This is a genomic window from Microbulbifer harenosus (assembly GCF_005771435.1).
Classification (GTDB): domain Bacteria; phylum Pseudomonadota; class Gammaproteobacteria; order Pseudomonadales; family Cellvibrionaceae; genus Microbulbifer; species Microbulbifer harenosus.
Window position 1 is genome coordinate 119,087 of sequence record NZ_VANI01000018.1, and the last position, 14,869, is coordinate 133,955.

A 14,869-nucleotide genomic window follows, 5' to 3' on the forward strand; every position below is an offset into this window, starting at 1 on the left:
TACAACTGCACGCACTTAGAAACGCTTCCAGAATTATCACTCAATCATATCTACTCGAAATGAACCCAGGCGGGCACCCAAAGCAATCCCATCTCAGTTTATTTGGAAGGTTAGATCATGGGGTACAGCGATGTTTCGCAAAAAAAAGCGCCTCAGGTTTCCCTGAGGCGCCCAGCTAAAGAGGCCGACGAGAATAGCCTCTGAGAGATGAGAGGTCCACGACCTCGAGCATTCTTGCGAATGCTCATATTTCCGCAGATCCGGACCAAATTAGATACAGGATCCGCGAAAATTTCTTCCTGACAACGCTCAGTCCAATTGAGTGCCGCAGAATTTTTCTATATTTGAAGGTGCCGATTCACCGCGCTCATTCACCGCAGTCAGTCGATAGTTGAAACACTGCAGCCCTGGCGCTTCCGCTTCTCGATACAGGTCCATGGTCTGCGGGTCCCAGTCATTTTTTGCGTCGATTAGTTCGTCCGCATACAGGGTCCAGTTTTCGCCGCCATCCGACGACCGATACAGGCGGTAGGATTTCGCTGTAGGCGATCCCATCCAGTTGATAGCGCCACTTTCGCCGACAGGATGTAGCCAGGGCGCTTCCGGAACCGGCCACGTTTGGCTCAGTGCCTCGGCGCGCGCATTGCCGCTTATTTTGGCCTGAACCGCGCGTATCATATCGATAACAGCTGACTCCTGGTTTTTTTCGTTTACCGCAAAGCCCGGCAAGTGATAGCTCATATGGCCATCGGATTCATAGTGCCAATAGAAGCCACCTGCTTCCCTGTGACCGCGGTAGCCCCACACCAATGCGCCCGCTACCGAAGGCTCGTTTACCCATGTATCAGTAACTGCGCGAATAGATTCAATGGGCTGCAGACCGTACTCACCAATAAACAGCGGCTTGTTGAACTTGCGCGCAAGGGCCGCCTGTTTACGTACAACTTCCGGAGACATATAGGGACCGTAGAAGTGGTTGGATTGGAGGTCCACATTGGGATCGAGCAGGCCTAGGAATTCACCGCTTTCTATATCCGCGGAATCTGGCGGGTTGCTATAGTCCGCTTGTTGGTCGCCGTCTACGACCAGCTGATTCGGAGCAATGCGTTTAAACAGGGCTGCGGTTTCCGCAAGAAATTCCTTGTTGGTGCCGCGCAGTTCATTGCCGGTCTCCCAAGCCATAATAGATTTTTCTTCACGATATTCTCGCCCGGTACAGGTATTTTTTCGGGTCAACAACTGCTCGATAATCGAGGCGTAGGCCGCGTAGGTTTTGCTGCTTACATCGTACAGAGGTCCATCTTCCTTGGTGTCGCGGTCGCCTTCACCGACCATTTTTGCCAGCTCGTGTTTTCCTCCCCACCAACTCCAGTGATCGATGACGGGAACGATTAGGCGCAGGCCATATTGATCTGCCAGGTACACCATACGGTCGAATACCTGCATAGCGGATTCATCCAGTTCGATGGCACCGGTCTGCAAATTTTTGACAATATGCGGACGCATATTTACACGCACTTCTTGGGGCAGCTCTATATCATCCACGGAAAGCGTGTAAATACGAGTAATACTGTGACCACTGTAGACCAGTGACTTGATCCAGTTGGCCTGCTCCCGCGCACTGGGCCAGCGAAAGTGGTCGGACCTACCGATGGTGCTGCCTTTTGACGCAGCATCGTCTTCGATAAGGTGCAGCTCGGTGGCGTGCAGACCGATAAACCGCACAGGCTCATCACCGTCGAGTAGCTGGATACCGTCGCGACGAATAAAATGCTCAAAACCCGTAAAGGCTGCTACCTGTTCTTCACCGCCGGGCAACGCAGGTATTTCGCAATGCTGCGGCAGTGATTCACTTACAGAGTTCTTACATCCGCTTACCGCCACGGCCGAGACCGCCACAGCAACAAGACTACGCAACAGTTTCATGATCAGTCTCCTCTTGCACTTTTTCACTGGCCTCTTGCTGCCTGATCCGCTGCAGGCGTCGAATCACTTCCATCATGGCGCGCCCGTTATGATAGGGTCCTTTCCAGAAGCCGAGCTTGTAACGTTGATCACCTTTATCGGTGTGATCCAGCGAGGCGTGGTACAGCCATTCGCCGTCTTCGTGGTCGATCTGGAAAGACTTTACGTACTTCCAAACCGAACCAAAAGCGTGAGCATAGTTGTCGTTGCCGATGGACTCCCACGTGTTCAAGAATCCTACCAATGCTTCTGCCTGCACCCACCACTCCGAATCGGGTGTACGGGTACAGGTGTTGAAATCATAATGATCCAGCACCTGACCGCGATCGCCGATACCCTCATGTAAACACGAGTCTGAGAGTGCGCGCACCAGCGGCATATAGCGCTGTTCAAGTTCGTGATCTCCCAGTACTTCGAGCGCCTCCGCCAGTAACCAGCTGCCCTCGATATCGTGGCCGTAGGAATAGCCCCCGGAAACATCCCGCCATTCCATATCCAGGAACAGGCGCAGATGGCCATTGTCGGCATTGACGATGTGTTCACAGAACCACTGAATGCTCGCGCGCAGCGCACCGGCCACTTCCTCTGTCGGCAGCGCGCGGTAGAGGCCGGTATAGGCCTCCAGCACGTGCAGATGGTTGTTCATGGTTTTCGGCGCGTTCAAGTCTTTCTCACTCAACCGGTAGTCGGTTACCGCGCTCCAGTCGCGGGCTACCGCTTCCACATAGCCACCCAGATCGCGATCCACGCAGTGCGCTTCGATTTTGCGGAAATACAGCAGCGCCTTTTCCAACGCCAAGGCGTTGCCGGTGAGACGATAGAAGCTGGCAAAACCGTAAATGCAGAACGCCTGGGCGTAGGTCTGCTTTTTCGCCTCGCGCATCTGGCCGCGATAATCCAGCGACCAGAAAGCGCCGCCTTGTTCGGCGTCATCGAAATACTGCATGAAGTAATCGAAGGCGCGCTGCGCCAGCGCAGTCGCTTCCGCGTCCGGCTTGCCGGCGGCGCGATAATGCAGCCCCAGCTCGCTGAAGAACCACAGAATGCGTGCATTCAGCACCACACCCTTGTCCGCTTGAACACGTGGAATGTTGTACACACTGACCTCGCCGAGAAACCCGCCGTGGGCTTCATCCAGCGAATAGTCCCGCCACCAGCGGGCGATATCCCCGAGCTGCTGTTCAAACTCAGGAATCAACGCTACTAGTGCGTCTTGTCGCGTCCGCTGCGGTTGCGGGATTGCTGCTTCCAAGCTTTCCATCACTTACAGATCCCTGAGTACCGCGGCGTTGCGCTCAATTAGTTCGATGCGGGCTTGTACAGACGTGGCAGAGCGCAGTCCGTCTTCCGGGGTATTCATGCAGTAGTCCAGCAGCTGTTCGACGGTGCTGGTGGCTACGTGCAGGCGGGTATCGGAGGAGGCGTAATAGAGGTACACCTTGCCCTGATCCTGAATCCAACCGTTGCTGAATACCACGTTGGACACATCGCCGAGACGCTCACTGCCTTCCGGTGCGATCAGGTGACCGGCGGGGCGGTGGGTCACCTGCCAGGGGCAATGGAGATCGGTCATGAACATGTACAGCACATAGCGCAGACCAGCGGCGGTATTGCGCACACCGTGAGCCAGGTGCAGCCACCCTTTGTCCGTTTTGATCGGCGCCGGGCCCTGGCCGTTCTTCACTTCCTTGATGGTGTGATACACCTTGGTGTCTACCAGGGTTTCGCTCAGCACTTCCGCGTTTTCCATCGACTCGGTGAGCCCCCAGCCGATACCGCCGCCGCTGCCAACACTGATAAAGCCGTCCTGCGGGCGCGTATACAGTGCATATTTGCCGTCGACAAATTCCGGGTGCAATACCACGTTGCGCTGCTGGCCGCTGTGGGTGATCAAATCTGGCAGGCGCTCCCAGGTTTTCAGGTCTTTGGTGCGCGCGATACCGCATTGGGCTTCCGCCGCGGAGATATCACCGGGCTGCTTTAGGTCTTTGCGCTCGGTGCAGAAGAGGCCGTAGATCCAGCCGTCCTGATGCTGCGTGAGACGCATGTCGTACACATTGGTGTCAGGGTTTTCCGTCTCGGGCATAACCACCGGCTTGTCCCAGAAACGAAAACTATCCACGCCGTTGTCGCTCTCGGCAATGGCGAAGAAGGACTTGCGATCGACGCCTTCCACCCGCACCGCGAGCAGGTATTTGTCACCCAGCTTGATGGCTCCCGAGTTGAACGCAGCGTTGATGCCCTGGCGCTCCATCAAAAACGGGTTGCTGGATTCGTTCAGATCGTAGCGCCAGTCCACCGGAATATGGTGGCGGGTGATGACCGGATTCTGCCAGCGCTGGTAGATACCGTTGCCAGCTGCCGCCGGTTGGTTCCGCTGTTCCAGAAGCGTGTTCTGCTGTGCGATCAACGCGCGCACGTTATCGAGGTACTGAGTCATATAGTGCCTGTAACCTGTTATTACTTTTACATCTGGCGGCGCGGCCGCCTCCCCAAAAAATTTGTTGGTATCAGTTGGCAATTGCATTGCGCTGGTCGCCGCTGCCGACGTTCGCAACACCGCCTTCTTCGTTTTCCGCGGCATCCGGATCATTGCGCAGGTGCCGGTACCAGTTGCGCCACAGGAACAGACTGGCGGCGACGATCACTACCATGGCGATGGAGAATTCCGGCCAGTGGCGGATCACCAGGAATATGGGAGCCGCGGTCAGCGCGGTGTGCCACAAAATGCCCACGGCGCAGTTGGTGAGATCGCGCGCGCAATCGCGATTTGCCTCAAGCCCGGGATGCTCTTCCTGCAGCGCGCGGTGTACCGGCTTCCAGAAGCCCCAGGGGCGGGTTTTGAAATAGAACGCCTTCAGCGTTTCCATATCGTCTGGCCGGGTCAGCAGCGAGCCGGCGACACTGGCGGCCACACACAGCGCGAACAGCCAGGGGAAGGCGTACAGCGGTGACAGGTCGGTGAACATCAGCGGCACCGCGGCAACCAGGCCGGCGAGCATGCCGTAGAAGTAGCCGAAGCCGTTCATACGCCACCAGTACCACTTGAGAATATTCGCCGCGGTGTAACCGCCGTAAAGTGCACTTACGATCCACAGAATGATGTCGTTCAGCGATGGAGCAAACAGGCCGATGCCCGTGCCCAGCACCACGAACAGAATGGAAACCATATAGCTCATGCGCATATAGGTTTTTTCGCTGCCGTTCGGGTTGAAGTAGCGCTTGTAGACATCGTTGACCACATAGGCCGGCGCCGAATTGGTGGTGGCGGCAAAGGTCGACATGAAGGTGGCCAGCAGGCCGGCAATCACCAGGCCTAGCAACCCCTGGGGCACATAATTTGCCAATGCGAACGGCAGAATCTGTTCAAAATCCACATCGCCGCCCATCGCCCGCAGGTCGTCGGTGAAAAACACCAGCGCCAATATGGTGAGGCCGGTAATCATCATGTAGCGCGGAAACAGCAACACCAGATTCACCAGCCAGCTCATTTTGGCGGCCTCCACCGGCGTGCGTGCGGAGAGAATACGCTGCATGTCGTAGTTGGGCGCAGGGCCCGCCATGCTCTGCAGGATGCCCTTCAGCAGAACCAGCACAAAGAACACCGAGAAAAAGGACCAGCCGTCGTCGATGATGCGCTGGTTGGCACTCTCAAGAATTCCGCTCCAGTCGAGATCCAGGGTGTGCCCCACACCCATGCTGTACCAGCCCGCGGGCACTGCCGCCTCCAGCATTTCCGGAGACACCTGGACCATGGCAATTAATCCGATGGCGATACAGGCGATGGTCATTACCACAAACTGCATCACCTCGGTGAGCACCACACTGAACATACCGCCCTTCACCACATACACGGCGGTGATCACGGTGAGGATCAACCCGTAGCAAATTTCGTTGGTGTGCGGGTCTGCCGCCAGCTGCCACGGCATAAACGCGGCGGCAAACTTGCCAATACCCACAAACCCGTAGGCGAGATACCCAAGCACCACCAGCAGCGCAAAGGCGACGATGATCAGATGGGACAGCTCCGCACCGCGGCCCTCACCGAAGCGGAAACGAATCCACGCAGCCCCCGTCATCACGCCGGAGCGACGCAACCACAGAGACAGAAATACCATCAGGAAAATCTGATTGAACGCGGGCCACAACCAGGGGATATAGACACTTTTCAGGCCGTAGATGAACAGCAGGTACACCATCCACATGGTGCCGGAAATATCGAACTGACCAGAGGCGTTGGACAACCCCAGGTAGTACCAAGGCAACTTGTTGCCGCCGAGAAAGTAACTCTGAATATTCCTTGAGGCCCTGCGGGAAACCCAAAAGCCGATAAACAGGGTTGCCAGCAGGTAGAAACCGATGACCAACAGGTCGATGGGTGCGAGATTCATTGCCACTCTTCTCTCTAGATCGCCTGGCACGGCTGGGGCCTGTTACCAGCCCTGGGCGGTGCTCGTTATTGTTCTCGTCGCTGACCGGTCGATCACCCGCCGCGACTTCGTTTCTTCACGCTTTTTTATAGCGGACGCATGCCCTGGAGGCCCGCGTCAAACGATAATGTAACCGGTTACACATCAATTTACTAGAGCTCGCGCAAGAATTCCGGTAACTTTTCCCGCTCAATTTGCGACTCTGGCGCCTGCAAAGGTCGCCATTTTCTGGTCAACAGCCCGCCTGCAGTGAAACGAAAGCATGTCGAATATCAGGGAAGTCTCCCGGGCAGCCGGTGTATCCATCGCCACCGTATCCCGGGCGCTCAGCAATCCAGAGAAGGTATCGGAAGCGGCCCTCAAAAAGGTCTACGCCGCCATCGAGAAGGTGGGCTACCGCCCCAATATGATGGCGCGCAACTTTCGCGCGGTGCGTGCCTATTCCATCGTGGTGCTGGTCCCCAACCTCTCCAACCTGTTCTTTGCCACGGTGATCCGCGGCATTGAAGATGCCGCCCAGCAGAAGGGCTACAGTGTGCTGCTAGGCGACACCCGCGACTCCACGGCACGCGAGGAGGAGTACATTCGTCTGGTGGAAACCCGCCAGGCCGATGGCATTCTGCAGTTGCGGCCGCACACCCCGGGCAAGTCCCTGGAACCCAAAGTGGCCATTCCGATGGTCTCCGCCTGTGGCTGTGAAAACACCCCTTACCCCTCGGTGCGCATCGACAATACCGGCGCCGCGAGAGAAATCGTCGACTACCTGATTGACCAGGGCCACCGCCGCATCGGCGTACTTTCCGGTCTGGTGGACAATCCCCACGCCGTGGACCGACTCCGCGGCTACAAAGAGGCCCTGGCCGCCGCCGGTATTCCATTTGACCCCGACCTGCAGATCAACGGCGACTTCACTCTGGGCTCCGGCCTGATGGCCGCAAGCCACTTTGCTCGCATGAAGGACCGCCCCACCGCTATTTTCTCCATGAACGATGAGATGGCCATCGGCTGCCTGCAGGGACTCAAATCCGCCGGCATCAAGGTACCGGAAGAGATGTCAGTAACCGGCTTCGACGATATCGAGTTCGCCCGCTACAGCGACCCCCCCCTCACCACCGTGGCGCAACCCGCGGAAGAGTTGGGACGCGTGGGCTTCCAGACCCTGCTGGAGTTGATCGAGGGCAAAGAACTGGGAAATACAGAGACGGTACTGCCCTATGAGTTTGTGGTGCGCAAGAGCACACCGCCACTGAAAGGCTGACACCGCCGGGGCAGCGGCCTGCGCTGCGCTGCGCGCCGCTACCTCCTACGCTGAATCTACCCCATTCCACCCTTTTATCCGCGCCCCAGTCCGCACCGATCGACCCGCTAGATGATTGTAACCGGTTACATTCGGAGGCATAATGTTCGACAATTCCGGTTTCGCGAGCCTAGACTCACCATCAAGTAACCGGTTACAAACTATTATGGAAGTCACCGCAAGAACAACAACCATGCTCAACGATCTCACCAAATGGGCCGACCACCTGACCCACTGGATGTCCCGCTCCGCCCTACCTCTGTGGCTGGAACAGGGCTTCGACGCGGAAACCGGCAGCGCCCACGAACGGCTGGATGACAAGGGCCACGCCGATCTCGCCTGCCCCAAGCGGGTGCGGGTACAGGCGCGACAGATGTTCGTATTGGCCAGCGCGCAGCAGCGCGGCTGGATTACCGATGGTGCCGCGCGGGTGGAACGCCTGGATACCTTTACCAGCCGCTTCGCCACACACCCCCAGGCGCCGGATGTGTTCGTGCACGTGCTGAGCGCGGACAATGAAATCTCCGACGCGCGCCAGGACGTGTATGACATGGCGTTCTTCCTGCTGGCCTGCGCCTGGCGTTTCCGCGCCTTTGGCGATGCGTCCGCACTGCGCAAGGCGGACGCCCTGACCCGGCACCTGGACAACTACATCAAGGGGCCCCGGGGGGGGTGGCTCGAGGGCGACTACGACAGTAAGGCCCGCCGCCAGAACCCGCACATGCATCTGTTCGAGGCGTTCATCGCCCTGTATGACGCCACCCGCGACGGTCGCTGGCTGGCCCGCGCCGGCGAGATCTTCACGCTGTTTGAAAACTGCTTCTACGACGCCGAACACGGCGTACTGCTGGAATACTTCCATCAGGACTGGCGCCCACTCAGCGGCGATGAAGGCCAGGAAGTGGAACCTGGCCATATGCTGGAATGGGTGTGGCTGCTGCATCAGTACCATCACCGCAGCGGCGCGCCAGTGCGGCGCTATACCGACCGCCTATACCAGAGCGCCATCGACCACGGACTGGAATCCCACACCGGGTTGCTGTACGACGCCATCGCCCTGGACGGAACACCACTGAAAACCACCAAGCGCTGCTGGCCCTTGACCGAGCTGATCAAGGCCAGCCTGTGCCAGGCGGAAGCCGGCAGCGAGCTCGCGGAAACCCAGGCCGCACGCGCTATACAGACCCTGTTCAAGTACTACTTTTCCAACGAGATACCGGGTCTGTACATCGACCAGCTGGACGGCGCCAATCAGATTCTGAACGGAAAGGCCCCCGCCAGTACCCTCTACCACCTGATGGTGGCCACCACCGAAGCAGCGGATTACGCCGCCGCCAAGCGACTGAAATTGAGAGCCGAACATGTCCCAGCCCCCAGTGCCCACCTTTCCAGTAACAGCCTTTAAGGCCTATGATGTTCGCGGCCGCGTTCCAGACGAGCTGAACGAAACCATCGCCTGGCGCATCGGGTACGGCTTCGCCCGCCTGCTTGGTGCGCACAACCTGGTGGTGGGCCACGATATCCGCCTGAGCAGCCCCGCGCTGACCGAGGCTGTAATTAACGGCATCTGCGCGGCCGGGTGCAACGCGGTCCATATCGGCCAGTGCGGCACCGAAGAGATCTACTTTGCCACCTTCGCAGGTGACAACGCCGGCAAACGTTTCGATGGCGGTCTGTGTATTACCGCCAGCCATAACCCGGCCGATTACAACGGCATCAAGCTGGTACAGGCAGGTGCGGCACCGCTGGCCGGCGATTGCGATCTGGACAAACTGAAAGCGCTGGTCGCCGATGCGGAGATGCTTCCGGCCGCGACGCCGGGTACGGCATGTCACTGCGATTTTAAAGCCCAGTACAACACGCACCTGATGCAGTGGATCGATACCAATCGGCTGCGCCCACTGCGCATCGTGGTCAACGCCGGTAATGGCGGTGCCGGCAATATCGTGGACCGCCTGGAACCGTTGCTGCCGTTTGAATTCATCAAGCTCAATCACCAGCCGGATGGCCGCTTCCCCAAGGGCGTACCCAACCCCTTGCTGCTGGAAAACCGCGAAGAAACTGCACGTGCAGTCATTCAGAACAAAGCGGATTTGGGTATCGCCTGGGACGGCGACTTCGATCGCTGCTTCTTTTTCGACGAACAGGGCCGTTTTGTGGATGGGTATTACGTGGTGGGACTGCTCGCGCAGATCCTGCTGCAGAAAACCCCGGGCGCCGCCATCGTGCACGACCCGCGCCTTTACTGGAACACTCGTGCGGTAGTGGAAGCCGCAGGTGGAACCAGCAGGGTTTCCAAAACCGGCCACGCGTTTATCAAGCAGGTAATGCGCGCAGAAGACGCCGTCTACGGCGGTGAGATGAGCGCACACCACTACTTCCGCGACTTCGCCTACTGCGACAACGGCACCATTCCGTGGCTGTTGATTACCGAATACCTGAGCGCCCGCAATCAGCCGCTGTCGACACTGGTCGCGGAAATGCAGCGGGCCTTCCCCTGCTCCGACGAAATCAACCGCAGCGTGGACGATCCGGATGCGATCCTGCACAAGATTCGCAACCACTTCGATGGGCAGCAGACGGCAACCGAAACGCTCGACGGACTGGGACTGGAATTCGATCACTGGCGGGTGAACATTCGCCAGTCCAACACCGAGCCACTGCTACGCCTCAACCTCGAAACCCGCGCGGACAGCTGCCTGCTGCGCGAAAAAACCGAAGCCTTGCTCGCACTGATCGAACACTGAATTCGATTCGCAGACCAATCAATTTTCTCGTCGTTCTGTCATTTCAACCGCAGCCTGCTGCGGTTTTTTTGCCGTCTTTTCTGCAGCGGTCGCCAATCAGGTCACAGGTAAATCGCGGATAAAAAAAGAGCCCTAAGACGGGCTCAAACCAATACACGAAAAGTGCGATGGGAAAAGATGGCAGGATTACACTGCCTCAAACACATCCCCCGGGCACGGAAGCGACCCGGAGGGATATTCGACTTGCGCCGAACCTTTGCCGCTTTAGAAACGGCCGATGATGCCGAGCTGGAACACGCGATCCAATTGCTGGAACTGCAGTACACGCTCTTCGATATCCACGTAGGATTCCAAATTTTCCTCGGTCAGATTCAGACCTTCCAGAGTGACCTTGAAGTTGTCGTTGATCTCGTAACCGAGCGAGAAATCCAGCTGTCCGTAGTCTTTGGAATACTCGGAACGGCCGCCAGAACCACGTGCGGCAAGCAGTGCGTCGTCGCGCCAATTGTAGGCGAGGCGAGCACCGAAACCGGCCTTTTCGAAGAACAGGATGGCGTTGGCGCTGTGCTCGGAGAGCTGCGGTACCGGCATACCATCCGGGGTTTCACTGTCCACGAAGGTATAGTTCAACAGAGTACCGAAACCATCCAGCGGGCCGGAGAACATCTGCTGATAGGAGAATTCCGCACCGCGCACCTCACCGCTCTCGTTCACCGCCATGCGGCCGTTGTACTGCACTTCTTCAATCACACCTTCCTCGTTGGGCGTACGGCCCGGCCCCATAAAGGTCACACTGTAGTCGTGAGTGATAAAGCTGTTGATGTCTTTGTAGAAGAGCGCACCGGACAGCATGGAGCCTTCGCTGAAGTACCACTCCAGAGAGGTGTCGAACTGGTTGGCCCTGTAGGGATCCAGATCCGGATTGCCGATAATGCCCTGACGGGAAGTGATGCTGGTGATGAAGATACCAGAGGTCAGATCCGTCAGATCCGGGCGCGCCATCACCTTGGAAGCCGCGGTGCGCCACTTCAGATCGTCGGTAATATCCCAGTTGACCGTCGCGCTCGGCAGCACATCGCTGTAATCCCGTTTCAGGGTATTGGCAACGTAGTCTTCTTCGTTGTAGATGGGTACAAACAGGTACTCAGAGCTGACACCCTCGCGCACCGAGTAATTGGTGGAAGCCGTTTCAGTTCCCACCACGCGCACGCCGATGTTACCGCTGACTACGCCGCTGTCACTTTCAAAGTTGACCTTGGCGTACACCGCCTGGGTGTCTTCATCCACGGTATAGTCATTGATCTTGTCGGATACCGGGTACATGCCCCAGATGTCCGCCAGATCCTGCAGCGGGTTGCCGTACACCGACGGATTGCCGGAAATCCACTGACGCGGAATATTGCCGCCCACTTTTTCCAGGAAGCTGCCGTCGTTTACGCTGACTGCGTTCTTAATCTGGTGTGGCTGGATGTATACCGAGTTGGCATCCTCTACCCCCAGGCGCTGATCGGTGACCACGCTGCAGGTTTCATCAGTGCACTCTTCCTGCCAGTGGGTGCCCATGCCCTGCTGAACTTTGCGCTCATTACCGCGAGATGCAACGCGTACGCCAAACTCAAGCTGGCCGAAATTCAACATACCCAGATTGCTGTCCAGGTTATAGTCGAAGTCCAGTGCCACGGCGCCGTAGTCGCTGGTGAATTCGTCTTTCCACAGGCTGACGAAAGCCACCGCGTAGCTGTAGGGGTCAGTCAGGTAATCCGCATTCGGATCGTTCGGGTTGGCAGCACTCAGGGTCGGGTCGAGAGTCAGGCTACCGGCACCGCCGCCGGAGAGATCGTAACCCCAGCGCACGTTCTCTGCACAGGGCACTTCCAGGCCGGTATTCGGATCCACCGGGCGCGGGTCGCGCCAGCCACAGTTCACGTTGCCGTAGCTACCCTTCAGATCCTGACGCAGCCAGATACTGTCGAACTTGGATTTGCCGCCGGACACGTTGGCGGCCACAGTCCAGTCGTCGTTCCACCAGCTGCCGCCGAAACTGAAATTGCGATTCTGCACGTCGCGGTGTGCCGACTGCCCCCCCATGCGCTGGGAGTTGCCGTTGTTGTTCCAGCTAATCGGTGTGAAGCCGCCTGACAGCAGGGTTACTTCGCCATCTACCGCATTGAGGCTGCCGAGTTCGATACCCGCTACGGAAGGTGCATCTCCGGTGGCGGTATACTGGCCAAGAGTGAACGGCATAATGGATTCATCAAGAATGACACCAGTGTTCGGCCAGTCGATATCGCGAATAGCGTAGGTCAATATGCTGGCCTGCTGCTCTTCCTCGTAGTCGCTGGCGATCACATCTGCGTAAAGACTGATATTTTCTGACGGGTTGTACTGCAGTGCCAGGTTGACACCAAGGCGGTCACGGTAGATGGTTTTTTGCTGCAGCTCGATTTCCTGCGGCGCGATCACCTGGCTCAGGTTCCCGGTTTCCGCGTCGTAGTGCATTAGGGTCGGCATCCAGCCGCCGTTCTCAGTCGCAACGTTATTGCCCGAACCATCGTCGGCCCAGCCCATGTTGCGCCAGCAATAGGGGGCGCAGACAGAAGCGGGATCCTGCTCGGCATCCCACCAGACATTTTCATTCCACGCCTGCAGTGACCCGGCGTTGGAGTTCCAATCTTCAAACGACAGGCCATCCCAATTGCGATAATCGATGGAGTCGTTACGGCTGACGCTTTCTCCCTGGGTCACATTCAGCAGTACACCGAACTTGTCGTCCCAGTTGTTACCGATCAGGAAGGAGTAGCGCTCGGTAGGCTCTTCGGTGAGCTCGGAATAAGACGCTTTGCTGGAGGCTGCCAGTTGCAGACCGTCACTGTCCAGCGGCTTGCGGGTTTTCATATCCACCGTGGCACCAATGGCACCTTCAATGCGATCCGCTGACGGTGACTTGATCACTTCCAAGCTGGACAGCAGCTCTGCGGGGATATCTTCCAGGGTCGCATTGCGGCGCACACTGGAGCGGAAGCCTGGCTGGGATGGGGTGCCCAGATAGGCAACGCCGTTCATCTCCATATTCACCTGGGACATACCGCGCACCTGAATCTCGGAACCCTCGCCATCGCGGGTGGAGATCTGCACACCGGTCACCCGCTGCAGTGCGCGCGCGGCATTCTCATCCGGCAGCTTGCCGATATCTTCCGCGGAAATCACATCAACAATGGCGGTGGCATCGCGCTTTTTCTCGACGCTGTCGCGCAGCGCTTTGCGGATACCATAAACGGTTATTTCTTCGAGGGACGCATCGTATTGGCTGGATTCCCCTTCGGTTTCCGCCTGCGCCAGCGGTACCACGGCACCGAGCGCCAATGTGCTTACCAGACCCAGAGGCAGAAGCCTCAAGTATTCTCTCTTCATCTTGACTACCTTGTTATCATTATTTGATGAATTGTGCGCCAAATAGCACTTTAGCGCACGTTCACCCGATCAACATCTGACCATCACTCTGCCAAATGTAACCGGTTTCATTTTAATTTCAAAAATAACCCCCATGTTCGGAGGCGTCGAAAATATTGCCAGTGTCGCAACGGTTGTGCAACCGGTTTCACATGCGGGAAAAGAATTCCGGAAATGCTTAGATCTCCCGGAAAAAATCCTCACAACATAACGGTTTCATCAACATTCTCTCAATAAAAGATGCTGAATAAGGATGACGGTTTTCGCATCCCGGATTTCACCACTGGCCAGCATCTCCCTGGCCCGGGTCAGCGGCAGCTCCAGCACTTCGATGTGCTCCTGCTCATGGTCCAGCCCGCCGCCTGCGCCGGTGCGCATGGCGTCGGTGCATTCCGCCAGGTAAAAATGCAATTTTTCCGTGACCGAGCCCGGCGACATGTACAACTCAAACACCTTTTCGGCAGTGGCAATCCTGTAACCGGTCTCCTCCCAGGTCTCGCGGACAACACATTCGAGGGGGTCCTGATCCTCCAGCGCGCCGGCGCAGGCCTCCACCATCATTCCAGAGCGGTTGCCATTTAGGAAAGTGGGCAGACGGAATTGTGCGGTCAGTATCACCGTCTGCTTTTCGCGATTGAACAACAGCACCACCGCGCCGTCGCCGCGGTCGTACACTTCGCGATTGTGCACCTCCCAGTTTCCGTCGTCAGACAGATATTCAAACGTGTATTTTTCAAATCGGGACCAACTCTGGCAAAGCAGCTTGCCTTCCAGATTCCTGACTTTTTCGGACATGGGCTTACCTCACTCAATTCGCGCACAGTCTGGCACTTGCCCGCGTCCTTTTGAATCCCTGTTGCCCCCTGTCAGCAGAGTACATACAAAAAAGCCCGACAGAAACTGCCGGGCCAAGGGGATCACTCACGTGATCAGTGTGCGGAGGGAAATCCTCCTGAGAGAGCACTCGGTCGGGTCAAGGA

At 57.5% G+C, this 14,869-nt stretch carries 9 protein-coding genes; 3 read left to right on the top strand and 6 right to left on the bottom strand.

All coding sequences use genetic code 11. The features are described from left to right. Positions 1-309: 309 nt before the first annotated feature. The 4 genes from FDY93_RS16275 to FDY93_RS16290 form a co-directional block, all read right to left on the bottom strand. The gene (locus tag FDY93_RS16275) at positions 310-1,926 is read right to left on the bottom strand and encodes a cellulase family glycosylhydrolase (RefSeq protein ID WP_138236820.1); all 1,617 of its coding nucleotides are present in this window, start codon (positions 1,924-1,926) and stop codon (positions 310-312) included. Further along, the gene (locus FDY93_RS16280; protein ID WP_138236873.1) at positions 1,910-3,226 is read right to left on the bottom strand and encodes an AGE family epimerase/isomerase; all 1,317 of its coding nucleotides are present in this window, start codon (positions 3,224-3,226) and stop codon (positions 1,910-1,912) included. Before FDY93_RS16280 ends, FDY93_RS16275 begins: the two co-directional genes overlap by 17 nt. Positions 3,227-3,229: 3 nt before the next feature. Beyond that, entirely contained in the window at positions 3,230-4,405 is a 1,176-nt protein-coding gene (locus FDY93_RS16285; protein ID WP_138236821.1) for a glycoside hydrolase family 130 protein, read from the bottom strand. 70 nt (positions 4,406-4,475) lie between these two features. Further along, positions 4,476-6,356 carry a sodium:solute symporter family protein gene (locus FDY93_RS16290; RefSeq protein WP_138236822.1) on the bottom strand — a complete coding sequence of 627 codons (1,881 nt, stop codon included), beginning with the start codon at positions 6,354-6,356 and terminating at the stop codon, positions 4,476-4,478. 301 nt (positions 6,357-6,657) lie between these two features. On the opposite strand from FDY93_RS16290, the gene FDY93_RS16295 reads away from it, so the two are divergent. The 3 genes from FDY93_RS16295 (at position 6,658) to FDY93_RS16305 (ending at position 10,439) form a co-directional block, all read left to right on the top strand. Next, positions 6,658-7,653 (top strand): LacI family DNA-binding transcriptional regulator, encoded by a 996-nt coding sequence (locus FDY93_RS16295; RefSeq protein WP_138236823.1) that lies wholly within the window; start codon positions 6,658-6,660, stop codon positions 7,651-7,653. 232 nt (positions 7,654-7,885) lie between these two features. Then, a complete protein-coding gene (locus FDY93_RS16300) occupies positions 7,886-9,097 on the top strand; it encodes an AGE family epimerase/isomerase (RefSeq protein ID WP_138236824.1) in 1,212 nt (403 codons plus the stop codon). After that, complete coding sequence (locus tag FDY93_RS16305; protein WP_138236825.1) at positions 9,054-10,439, top strand: phosphohexomutase domain-containing protein; 1,386 nt, start codon at positions 9,054-9,056, stop codon at positions 10,437-10,439. The genes FDY93_RS16300 and FDY93_RS16305 overlap by 44 nt, the downstream gene beginning before the upstream one ends. Positions 10,440-10,703: 264 nt before the next feature. Here FDY93_RS16305 and FDY93_RS16310 read toward each other — a convergent pair whose 3' ends face one another. Both FDY93_RS16310 and FDY93_RS16315 read right to left on the bottom strand, forming a co-directional pair. Next, the gene (locus tag FDY93_RS16310; protein ID WP_138236826.1) at positions 10,704-13,850 is read right to left on the bottom strand and encodes a TonB-dependent receptor; all 3,147 of its coding nucleotides are present in this window, start codon (positions 13,848-13,850) and stop codon (positions 10,704-10,706) included. Between the two features lie 258 nt (positions 13,851-14,108). After that, complete coding sequence (locus tag FDY93_RS16315; protein WP_138236827.1) at positions 14,109-14,684, bottom strand: NUDIX domain-containing protein; 576 nt, start codon at positions 14,682-14,684, stop codon at positions 14,109-14,111. Between the last annotated feature and the right edge of the window lie 185 nt (positions 14,685-14,869).

Excerpts from the sequence above, each read along its gene's own strand:
- FDY93_RS16275 (WP_138236820.1), bottom strand. The coding sequence starts at position 1,926 with ATGAAACTGTTGCGTAGTCTTGTTGCTGTGGCGGTCTCGGCCGTGGCG.
- FDY93_RS16300 (WP_138236824.1), top strand. The coding sequence starts at position 7,886 with ATGCTCAACGATCTCACCAAATGGGCCGACCACCTGACCCACTGGATG.
- FDY93_RS16285 (WP_138236821.1), bottom strand. The coding sequence starts at position 4,405 with ATGACTCAGTACCTCGATAACGTGCGCGCGTTGATCGCACAGCAGAAC.
- FDY93_RS16280 (WP_138236873.1), bottom strand. The coding sequence starts at position 3,226 with ATGGAAAGCTTGGAAGCAGCAATCCCGCAACCGCAGCGGACGCGACAA.
- FDY93_RS16305 (WP_138236825.1), top strand. The coding sequence starts at position 9,054 with ATGTCCCAGCCCCCAGTGCCCACCTTTCCAGTAACAGCCTTTAAGGCC.
- FDY93_RS16315 (WP_138236827.1), bottom strand. The coding sequence starts at position 14,684 with ATGTCCGAAAAAGTCAGGAATCTGGAAGGCAAGCTGCTTTGCCAGAGT.
- FDY93_RS16295 (WP_138236823.1), top strand. The coding sequence starts at position 6,658 with ATGTCGAATATCAGGGAAGTCTCCCGGGCAGCCGGTGTATCCATCGCC.
- FDY93_RS16310 (WP_138236826.1), bottom strand. The coding sequence starts at position 13,850 with ATGAAGAGAGAATACTTGAGGCTTCTGCCTCTGGGTCTGGTAAGCACA.
- FDY93_RS16290 (WP_138236822.1), bottom strand. The coding sequence starts at position 6,356 with ATGAATCTCGCACCCATCGACCTGTTGGTCATCGGTTTCTACCTGCTG.